General features: G+C 42.0%; 11 protein-coding genes. 2 read left to right on the plus strand and 9 right to left on the minus strand.

The window, feature by feature from the left end; genetic code table 11:
- Window positions 1–291 precede the first annotated feature (291 nt).
- Complete coding sequence (locus LC574_RS13015) at window positions 292–474, plus strand: hypothetical protein (protein ID WP_229453910.1); 183 nt, start codon at window positions 292–294, stop codon at window positions 472–474.
- 57 nt (window positions 475–531) lie between these two features.
- Here the strand turns inward: LC574_RS13015 and LC574_RS13020 are convergent, their stop codons facing one another.
- From LC574_RS13020 to LC574_RS13045, 6 genes are all read right to left on the minus strand, one after another.
- A complete protein-coding gene (locus LC574_RS13020) occupies window positions 532–1,005 on the minus strand; it encodes a hypothetical protein (RefSeq protein WP_229453911.1) in 474 nt (157 codons plus the stop codon).
- A gap of 107 nt (window positions 1,006–1,112) precedes the next feature.
- Complete coding sequence (locus LC574_RS13025) at window positions 1,113–1,415, minus strand: hypothetical protein (protein WP_229453912.1); 303 nt, start codon at window positions 1,413–1,415, stop codon at window positions 1,113–1,115.
- Window positions 1,416–1,666: 251 nt separating this feature from the next.
- On the minus strand, window positions 1,667–3,070 hold the full coding sequence (locus LC574_RS13030) for a glycoside hydrolase 100 family protein (RefSeq protein WP_229453913.1): 1,404 nt from the start codon (window positions 3,068–3,070) through the stop codon (window positions 1,667–1,669).
- A 62-nt stretch (window positions 3,071–3,132) separates the two neighbouring features.
- Window positions 3,133–3,942, minus strand: a complete 810-nt coding sequence (locus LC574_RS13035) for an SDR family oxidoreductase (RefSeq protein WP_229453914.1) — start codon at window positions 3,940–3,942, stop codon at window positions 3,133–3,135.
- Between the two features lie 363 nt (window positions 3,943–4,305).
- Window positions 4,306–5,013: a class I SAM-dependent methyltransferase gene (locus LC574_RS13040; protein WP_229453915.1), complete on the minus strand. Its 708-nt coding sequence runs from the start codon at window positions 5,011–5,013 to the stop codon at window positions 4,306–4,308.
- 254 nt (window positions 5,014–5,267) lie between these two features.
- Complete coding sequence (locus tag LC574_RS13045; protein WP_229453916.1) at window positions 5,268–6,626, minus strand: amino acid permease; 1,359 nt, start codon at window positions 6,624–6,626, stop codon at window positions 5,268–5,270.
- 104 nt (window positions 6,627–6,730) lie between these two features.
- Here LC574_RS13045 and LC574_RS13050 point away from each other — a divergent pair, with 104 nt between their 5' ends.
- The gene (locus tag LC574_RS13050) at window positions 6,731–6,868 is read left to right on the plus strand and encodes a hypothetical protein (RefSeq protein WP_229453917.1); all 138 of its coding nucleotides are present in this window, start codon (window positions 6,731–6,733) and stop codon (window positions 6,866–6,868) included.
- Window positions 6,869–7,230: 362 nt separating this feature from the next.
- On the opposite strand, the gene LC574_RS13055 is transcribed toward LC574_RS13050, so the two are convergent.
- From LC574_RS13055 to LC574_RS13065, 3 genes are all read right to left on the minus strand, one after another.
- Window positions 7,231–7,710, minus strand: coding sequence for a 3'-5' exonuclease (locus LC574_RS13055; RefSeq protein ID WP_229453918.1), 480 nt, complete (start codon window positions 7,708–7,710; stop codon window positions 7,231–7,233).
- 47 nt (window positions 7,711–7,757) lie between these two features.
- Window positions 7,758–8,192 carry a hypothetical protein gene (locus LC574_RS13060; RefSeq protein ID WP_229453920.1) on the minus strand — a complete coding sequence of 145 codons (435 nt, stop codon included), beginning with the start codon at window positions 8,190–8,192 and terminating at the stop codon, window positions 7,758–7,760.
- A gap of 118 nt (window positions 8,193–8,310) precedes the next feature.
- Window positions 8,311–9,206: sensor histidine kinase (locus tag LC574_RS13065; RefSeq protein WP_229453919.1), on the minus strand; the 896-nt coding region annotated here is incomplete at its 5' end.

The raw sequence follows: 9,206 nt of genomic DNA on the forward strand, positions 1-9,206 counted from the left end.
ATGGAGCAGGTGACATTGAGCGTAGACGCGCAGCGACTTGTCGTAAGACATCGCCATTAACAAAATTTATTGAAACAGAGGTTGATTAAATAGCCAAAAAGTTATCCATTGTTACCTAAACTTAGCTATCGATTAAAGATCGGGCATATCTTTCCAAAAATTCACTGACATTCTTGGTTGAAGCGGGAAGAGAACATCAAGTCTGTTTAATCAAGATTAAGTAGGTTTGAGTAAGTTTTTTGAAGCACATAGTTTAATAGTTCAACATAATGTAATAGACACTAAAAGTTAATGGACATGGCACAAAGTAACCAACTAGAGATTCGCCACATTAGTCCTGAAGTGAGGAAGTTGATTAAAATGTACGCCGATGTTAATAACTGTACGCAGTCTGAGATGTTGGAACGCATTACTTTGCAGTGGGATGCTCAACAAAGCGAGAGCGAACGACCGCCAGGAAACGAAGATGAATAGCTTTCTTGGATAATCTTTAGTCAGCTTCTAGCGATAGGCTTTCATTAATTTGGCTCTTTAGTTGTAGAAAAACTTTCTAGAGATTGGGTCTTGTTTGAGGGATTGAATAAAATCCCTCAAAGTCATTATGCTGCCTGTTAAAGTGAATTTAGGAGTGCCATTGTGAGCAACGATTCTGACTTCACCATCTTGGATCTGAATCTTACTTTTAATACTATCCCATAGAGTATCGAAGCTTTCATCATCCTTGCAACCATTGGCTTCAAGGAATCTTTGGCGTACTTCTGTTTTTAGTGCTAGTGCTTCTGCTGCTTGAGTCCGCGTTTCAAAATGCTTAATTACATCTTCGTAAACACTCTCCCTTAGAGTTTTGTTTTCAGCCAGAACTTGCTCTAACTGAGTTTTTATGGCTTGCAGTTGGGACGCTAAAGCGGCTGATTTCTGGTATTCAAGTTTTAAGGCTTGCTTTGCATTCGCTAACAAGGCTTTATAATCTAGCTGATCTTGATCTTGATTTTTTTCGGATTGCATTTTTATCTCTTGATAAACAGATTTGCGGTGAAAAACTCTCGTCAGTTCTATTATAAAAACTGGCGAGAGTTTAATAAATATTTTCTGTGTTCTCTAAGTATTTGTTATTATTGTATCAATAATGGTGATTCCGAGTGAAGATTCTCCTGGATACTACTCAGACTAGAACTTATGTGGGAGCGGATAGCTCGTTCATAAACACTAGTCTGCTGAGTGCGTACCCCTACAGCTTGATATATTAAGTTAATTTCTGGAAATTCAGACCAATACATCAAAAAAATGTCTTTAGCTGGAGTAATAATTTCATAATTATTCTCTTGTCTTTTCTTTCTGAGCTTACAATTATTTAGCTGTAATTTTTGTCTGAATAGTTGTTCAAATTCTGAAATTAAATCTGAAGTAGTTTTCATGGTTTATACACGTTAAAACGTGTTAATGATGCAAAGACTATCTTGTGATACTACTCAGTATGACACTTCAGATACCTCTTACTATATAGTGTATCAGTTATCCGGTTTTTGAGAACTTAAAGTTTATCTTTACGTACTCTTTTGGAAAAGCACGCTATGGGTAGCGTTTCTAAGAGTTGCGGTACTAGTTAGCAGAGGCATCCTGTATAAGTACAACGGCTAAATCATCGCTTTGGGGGGCAAATCAGTATCTACAGGCTACAGCCTGGGCCTTCAAGTCCTTCTGCAAAGCTGATTAATTCCAAGTAATCTGGATTTTCTACGAACTTTTTGGCTGCTAGCAATCCGGCAATGCTCCAAGTTTGATAAATTCTGGCTTCTTTGCCAATCAAACGGCCATTGTTGCCATCGTAGTATTCTGGAAATTTATCCTTAAATAAACGCTTTTCGGCAATGGCGATCGCTGCTTGGGCAAGTTCTGTTCGTCCTGCTTTCACTGCCGCAGCACTAAATAACCACAGTAAAACGGGCCAGTTACCGCCGTTGTGATAAGACCAAGCGCTGTTCTTAGAGTCACATCCTGTAACAATTTTCCACTCTAAACCTTCCAAAGCTGGAAAGCAGATTTTAACAGGCATATAGCCAATCAAGTCTTGCCAGCGTTGGGCAAATAAATTCATGATGCTTTGAGATTCGGCATCGCTTGCTAAAGAAGCTAAGATTGCCATCAGATTTCCCAGAGCAAAAAAGCGAAAATCCATCCGTCCCGGCCCCAGATTTCCGGCTAAATATCCTCCACTCCCAGGTAACCACTCGGTCAACCAACTGGGGATAGATTCTGAGTGGATGTTGAATTTATTTGCAACTTCTTTACCAAATTCGTTACCTTTATAACGATAGATTTCCCCCAATCGCTTTAGGTCTAGCCAATAATAGTTGCGGATATGATATTTCAAAGATCCCAATCGCCTATTGACTTTACCGAGGTAAGTATCGCCATCCCCATCTGGTAAAAGCAATTCACTAGCAGCCCTGAGAGAGGCATAGAATAATACTTGAATTTCTAGAGGATGTTCGTAGACTCCCATGCGACGGTCAATCATAAACGCGCCATCGGGTACTAACATTGTTGGGTACAGGGAAAACCGATGTACCAGGCAAAGATCCAAAATTAGCTTGATTCCTTGTTGAAAATCTGGCTGACGTGCTAAGGTCAAATCGCCTGTAGCTTTTTCATAAGCTAGTAGCAGGAGAATCCACCACATACAAGAATCAACTGGGGGAACGCGAGCGATCGCCTGCTCACCAAAATCAGCGACCAAAAATTCCTCATTTCCATTAGAATGGACTTTGAAACTTGCAGGCATTAATCCTGCTCCCGGTTCAAAGCAGTCCATCTGCTTTTCATGACTTTGTAATTTCAGTGTTTCTACTAAGAAGTTACGCACAATCTCTGCTTTGCCATGCATGAGAAACACCAAGGCACAAGGGACAAAATCGCGGAGGAAGCACTGGTCATAATTGAGTGCATCTAACTCTGGATCGTGGGCGGCTACAGTACCAATGGGTTTTCCTTGGTAATAAATTACCGACTTTTCTAACAATTCCCAGGCTTCTGCTTCTAGCAGACTGTTCTTATCGATCGCGCTAGTCATGGGCGTCTAATTCCACTAATGGTATGTATCGGCTCAATTGTGGAAAGTACGCAAGCCTTACCTCAAGCTGACCAGCTTTCTCGGAAATCAGCATACAGAGTCAATCCACCATCTACGAATAGGGTTTGTCCGGTGATGTAGGCGGCTTCATCCGAAGCTAAAAAAGCTACCGCAGCTGCCATCTCCTCTGAGGAGCCAGCACGCCCCATTGGGATGTGACTTTCCACGATCGCCTTTTTTTCAGGATCATCTATCCAGGCTTCATTTATTGGCGTGACTGTTGCTCCGGGGGCAATGGCGTTGACACGAATACGTCGGCTGGCATATTCTAATGCTAAAGTTTTGGTTAAGTTTTCCATACCGCCTTTGCTAATGGAATAACTGATATACATCGGTCGCGGAATAATTTCGTGAACGCTGGAAATATTAATAATCACCCCCGGACGATTAACAGACAGGAGGTGTTTAATAGTTTCACGGGCGCAGAGATAAGCACCCCGGAGATTGACTGCAATTACCCGGTCAAAGTCTGCTGTAGTAACTTCGTGGGATGGACTTTCTTCTTGAATGCCAGCATTGTTAACTAGAATATCTAAACTGCCAAATTCCTTTACTACGGTGTTGACCATCTCAACAATGTCTGACTCTTGAGAGACATCTCCCTGAACCAGTAGCGACTTCACACCACAATTTTCGATATTTCCGCAGGCTTTTTGCAATGCCATCTCTTCCGTATCTGCCGCAGCTTCCGGGTATGAGCGGTAATTGATGGCGATGTTGCACCCTTCTTGAGCGAGTCTGATAGCGATCGCTTGACCGATACCTGAAGTTGCACCTGTAATTAAAGCATTCTTACCTTTTAACCCTATCATATTTCCTGCCCTTACTTGAATTTGCACTCGGTCAAACAATTTTGGATTTTAGATTTTAGATTATTCTTCATACACATCTAAGATTTACACTGTCAACCCCCAATAGAGGTAATTTAAAAATATAAAAAACTCCACGCCACTTGCGGGATGGAGTTTCCCGCCGCTTTCTATGAAGTACATTTCATCCCCAACCCCTCTCATTGCCAAGGAGCTACGGTGTAAACACAAGTTATCCGATTACCCAAAAGTCCTCTAAAACCTCAAAGAGTCCTATCGAACATCCCTCTCCTTAATAAGGAGAGGGACAGGTTTTGCACAAGCAAAACCTTTCTTGAGGTATCTTTGGGGCAATGGTATTAGTCCCTAGCGCAAATTCTCTGGCACATTTTCAGGAACTACCCAATAGTAAATGGTTTTGCCCTCTACAGTCAGCGTCTGGTCTGGTTTCCAATCGCCCATATCGAAGGCGTGGGAAACAATACGACTACCAGGTTTGAGTTCATTCAATAGCTTGGGACGGAGTTTGGCGTTTACTTCTGGCAGTAAGTAAAGTGTAACTACTGTTGCTTCACTAAAGTCAGTATTAAACAAGTCTTGTTGGACAAACTTCACGCGATCGGTTACTCCTGCCTTCTTGGCATTCTCATTAGCTTCTTTGATGCGTTCAGGGTCAATATCTATGCCAACACCGCGCGTACCAAACTTTTGTGCCGCAGTATTAACAATTCTCCCATCACCGCTGCCAAGGTCGTAAAGCACATCATTCTTACCCACTTTTGCCACTTTCAACATTGCATCTACCACTGGCTGTGGTGTAGGCACATAGGGAACATCACCAGGGCGTTCTTGTGGTTGAGTTGTGGGAGTTGTCGCAGCTGGTGCTTCGCTTTGTTCTTGTGGTTGAGTTGTGGGAGTTGTCGCAGCTGGTGGTTCGGTTTCGGTCTGACCCGTTAAAGTAGAAGGTTGTGTCCCGGCTTCCAAATCTTGCTGTTGTGGTGTACACCCAGCAATTCCTAAGCTGGTAATACTAACCCCTGTAACCAGTAAAAACAAAATTTTTTTGAAGTTCATGAATTTTTTCCTTGATTGAGTAACTTGTGGTCAGTAGTTAGTAAAACAACTGATAAGTCATGTGATTTTGAATTGCTTATAGTGTGAGGTTTAGGTTGCACAATCCAAAATCGTTCGATGGTTCCTGAGCGAAGTCGTTGGCGCAGCCTCTCGTAGAGAAGGACTGAGCGTAGCCGTACTCCTTCCCTGCGGGACGCTGCGCGAACAAAGAAGCAAGCTACGCGTAGCGTTCCGCAGGAAAGTCCAAAACTGTATTAAGTCCTACCTTGGCGGTATTTATTCCAAAACAACAGGGGGATACCTGCTGCGACAACTAAAACACCTGCAACTGCTCCCACACCTGTATAAACCAAGCTGGAATAAAGCAAGTAACCGCAGACGGCACAAAAGAGTAATGGTGTGAAAGGATAAAATGGCACACGGAATGGGCGCACTATGTGGGGTTCGCGGATTCGCAATACTAGCAGTGATATGCCGGAAAGCAAGAAGAAGAACCAAAATATCGGGGCGGTGTAATCGACCATTGTTTCAAAGCCTTTGCGGGTAAGCGTGCCTAAAAAAACCAGTGCTAAGGCGATCGCAGCTTGCAATAATAAGGCATGGGTAGGACTACTAGGACGTTGTTCCCAGCGTCCCATAAAACCAAATAGCGAAAAATCCTGTCCCAGTGCGAAATTGGTACGCGCTCCGGTAAAGATTGTGGCGTTGGTTGCTCCCAAAGTAGCGATCGCAATCAATACACTGATAAACAAGGCTCCTGGTGCGCCCCAAATAGAGCGCATTAAATCTGCGGCTACTGCTTCTGACTGGGCCATGTTTGCTAATCCCAGTCCCCGCAGGTAAGCCAGATTGATTAGTAAGTAAATGGCAGTGATAATGCCAATACTCCACATTAGCGATCGCACAATATTACGTCGTCCATCTTGAATTTCTGCCGAGATGTAAGCCGCTTCATTCCAACCGCCGTAAGACAGCAGTACAAACACCATCGCCAGTCCCCACGTTCCTGATGATGCAGATTCTACAGGAACGGCAGAATTAGGAATGGCGGTAAGCCCAAAAATTACTACCAGCAACAAACCCAGAACTTTCGCAGCACTCAGCAAGTTTTGTGTCCTGCTACTTACCCGCAAACCGATGATGTTCAAAGCAGTTAAAAGTGCGATCGCTATGGCTGCATAGATAGAAGACGAAAACGTTCCTAGCCGCCATATCTGAGAAACATAATCGCCAAAAACAAATGCTAACAGAGCAATAGAACCAGTTTGAATCACTGTCATCCGCGCCCAGGCAAATAAAAAGGCGACTCTTTGCCCGAATGCACGTTTCAAATAATAGTAAGCACCACCAACATCGGGATAGACAGTGGCTAACTCTGCATAGCACAGCGCTCCTACCAGAGATACCACACCACCAATTAGCCAAAAAAGCAGTACATCAGTATTACTACCTGCTTGATTTGCGACTAGAGCCGGGGTTTCAAAAATCCCCGCCCCGATGACAACACCGATAATTAGAGCCACTGCGTCTGGTAATCTTAGGGATGGCTTGGGTGCTGCTACTTCAGTTGTTGCTGTCTGCTGAAGCAAACTGTAGTCTTTACGTCTACTCACATTACTTCCTTATTAGTGTTGAGTGGGGACTCGCCGCTTTGTTTCATCTTTTTTTGCACTGTTTTACCTATATCTCTATGGTTCAAAACAAATGTGACTCAAAAATGACAATCATCAGTGATATGCCTTCAAACGGGAATATCCATCTCGCCACATTCAAAGCAATCTCTTTACAGCGATCGCTTCAATTTCTCTTGCTAGACAACATCTATGCTTTTCAGAACAATGGCAACTTAATATGAGACAAGGAACTATGTCCCAGTTCCCTGTTCAAACCCAAATGTCCCCCATCTACCTCCGATTTTACTCAGAAATATTTACATTTTTAACTTATTTTAATTCTGGTTATAGGCTAGAAAATCTGACTCAATAAAACGTCTTCCGTGAGTGGGATTTATACTAATCTAGAGAATGATTGACTAATAGTGGGTAATCGTGCTTTATTTTATCAAATAGCTAGAGACAGCGATCGCCTGTCTTTTTCTGTCACGTTTATCTACCTGCACCCTGATTAAGTTGAATTAATAACTAAATGAGATAAGTAGCGAAAGCGCTATATCTTCGTAATACACCACAACAGTTCAAGATCGTACTTTCCTATTATTCAGCTTAATTTTTTAGTTTTAATCTGTCTGTAGATAGATGCAATGTTGCGGGCATCATCAATACCACGATGGTGTGTACCTTTTAATTCTATCCCCAACTCATTGAAAGCCTGTGCCATGCCAAATTTCTTAGACACACCAAGATATTCTGAAAATTCCTCTTTGATATTTATGTGTTCGTAACTAAAAGGATAAGGGAAATTGTGAAACGCGCAATCTTGAATAAATTGCTTTTTGTCGTAATTGCCCCAAGAACAAAAAATATGATTGGGAAATGAATAAATCCATTCTTTGAAGCGAGAAATTGCCTCTAAAAATTTTGGCGCTTCCTCAACATCTTGCTGACGAATACTAGTCAATTCGTTGCAAAAACCTGTTAGTTGGGGATGTCTCACAGGTTGAATGAATTGCTGAAACTCGGAATCAATTTCCCACGTTGCTCGATTGAGCATCACCGCACCGATTTCAATAATTTCCATTTCATATTAAACTTTAATAATAAATTATACTTAAGGACATAGGGAATTTAGACTGATGAAAAAGGTTTAACCCAACGGAGTTGGATAGCGATATTAAGAGCGATTCCAGCCAACGTAAACCACAATACACTTTCTCCCGCCAACACCAAAAAAGGCCAAATTGTGCTATTATAATTCCAGCCAAGTTCTATCTGAGTTAATCCCCGCACGAAGCCAAAGGCCAGTACACCACCAGCCTTGAGTTGGGGATTTTGATCTGAGCGGATGATATAGCGGTAGGTGACACCAAATAGGAAACCAGTAAAACTTGCAACTGCACCACTCACCCACAAGTGCCAGTCAAGATCATTTTGCAGACATGCGAGTATCTGAAAATACTTTGCCAGTACGAAAGTATTCAAAAGAATAGAAAAAGCAAAAGCAAAACACACAGATAAACCCCCAATTATTCCAGCTTTCAGGGATTCTAGGCGTTCTGCCATTAGTTGAGCATCTAAAGTTGCGTTCACTCTATATAGATAGGGATTAGGTATTGGGATTTTCCTTACTCTTCAGTATGATAAATGCTATAGCAGCTTTGTAATTAATTAAATGCTGCTTTTATGTGGGAATTTTGATGATAAACTCCGTTCCCACGCCTGGTTGAGAATTCACATCTAATACACCTTTGTGTTTCTCTACAACTATTTGATATGTGATCGACAAGCCAAGTCCAGTGCCTTTCCCAACGGTTTTTGTGGTAAACAACGGCTCAAACAAGCGCTTTTTAACCCATTCAGGAATACCAATCCCATTGTCAGCAATCCGAATTACAACCAATTGTTCAGAATCTATTTCTGTTGCAATTTGAATCTGAGGAATTAGATTGCTCATTTTGCCCTGCATTATAGCTTCATCAAGGGCATCAATTGCATTTGCCAAAATGTTCATAAATACTTGATTCATCTGCCCAATATAGCAGTTTATCTCTGGTAATACTCCATAAGTTTTAATAACCTCAATGGCGGGAAGATCGCCATTAGCTTTGAGGCGGTGTTGCAAAATCATTAGTGTGCTATCTAGACCTTGGTGCAAATCAGCAGGTATTTTTGTATCAGTATCCGAGCGACAGAAGTTGCGGAGTGAATTAGAAAGGTTCTGAATTCGTTCACTTCCTACTTCGAGTGAGTTCAAAATTTTTACCATATCTTCGAGAACGAAGTTAAGTTCCAAGTCCTTAATAGCAGTGGTAATTTTGGCTGTTGGGTTTGGATACTCTTGTTCATACAGTAGGAGCAACTTAGTTACTCCTGCAACGTATTCTTGCAAGGGTGGAATATTGCTGGAAATAAAGTTGATGGGGTTGTTGATTTCATGGCCAATACCAGCGATTAACTCTCCAAGTGTTGATAGTTTCTCTTGCTGCACTAGTTGGACTTGGGCTTGTTGCAAAGCCTTGGTGCGATCGCTAACTTGTTGTTCCAAAGATTCAGTCAAAATTACCACTGCTATTAAGG

The organism is Nostoc sp. CHAB 5715, assembly GCF_020829685.1.
GTDB lineage: Bacteria > Cyanobacteriota > Cyanobacteriia > Cyanobacteriales > Nostocaceae > Nostoc.

What these genes read in the sequence shown, in the direction of transcription:
- LC574_RS13040 (WP_229453915.1), bottom strand. Translation starts at nt 5,013, where the DNA reads ATGAACTTCAAAAAAATTTTGTTTTTACTGGTTACAGGGGTTAGTATT.
- LC574_RS13035 (WP_229453914.1), bottom strand. Translation starts at nt 3,942, where the DNA reads ATGATAGGGTTAAAAGGTAAGAATGCTTTAATTACAGGTGCAACTTCA.
- LC574_RS13030 (WP_229453913.1), bottom strand. Translation starts at nt 3,070, where the DNA reads ATGACTAGCGCGATCGATAAGAACAGTCTGCTAGAAGCAGAAGCCTGG.
- LC574_RS13055 (WP_229453918.1), bottom strand. Translation starts at nt 7,710, where the DNA reads ATGGAAATTATTGAAATCGGTGCGGTGATGCTCAATCGAGCAACGTGG.
- LC574_RS13060 (WP_229453920.1), bottom strand. Translation starts at nt 8,192, where the DNA reads ATGGCAGAACGCCTAGAATCCCTGAAAGCTGGAATAATTGGGGGTTTA.
- LC574_RS13050 (WP_229453917.1), top strand. Translation starts at nt 6,731, where the DNA reads ATGACAATCATCAGTGATATGCCTTCAAACGGGAATATCCATCTCGCC.
- LC574_RS13020 (WP_229453911.1), bottom strand. Translation starts at nt 1,005, where the DNA reads ATGCAATCCGAAAAAAATCAAGATCAAGATCAGCTAGATTATAAAGCC.
- LC574_RS13015 (WP_229453910.1), top strand. Translation starts at nt 292, where the DNA reads ATGGACATGGCACAAAGTAACCAACTAGAGATTCGCCACATTAGTCCT.
- LC574_RS13025 (WP_229453912.1), bottom strand. Translation starts at nt 1,415, where the DNA reads ATGAAAACTACTTCAGATTTAATTTCAGAATTTGAACAACTATTCAGA.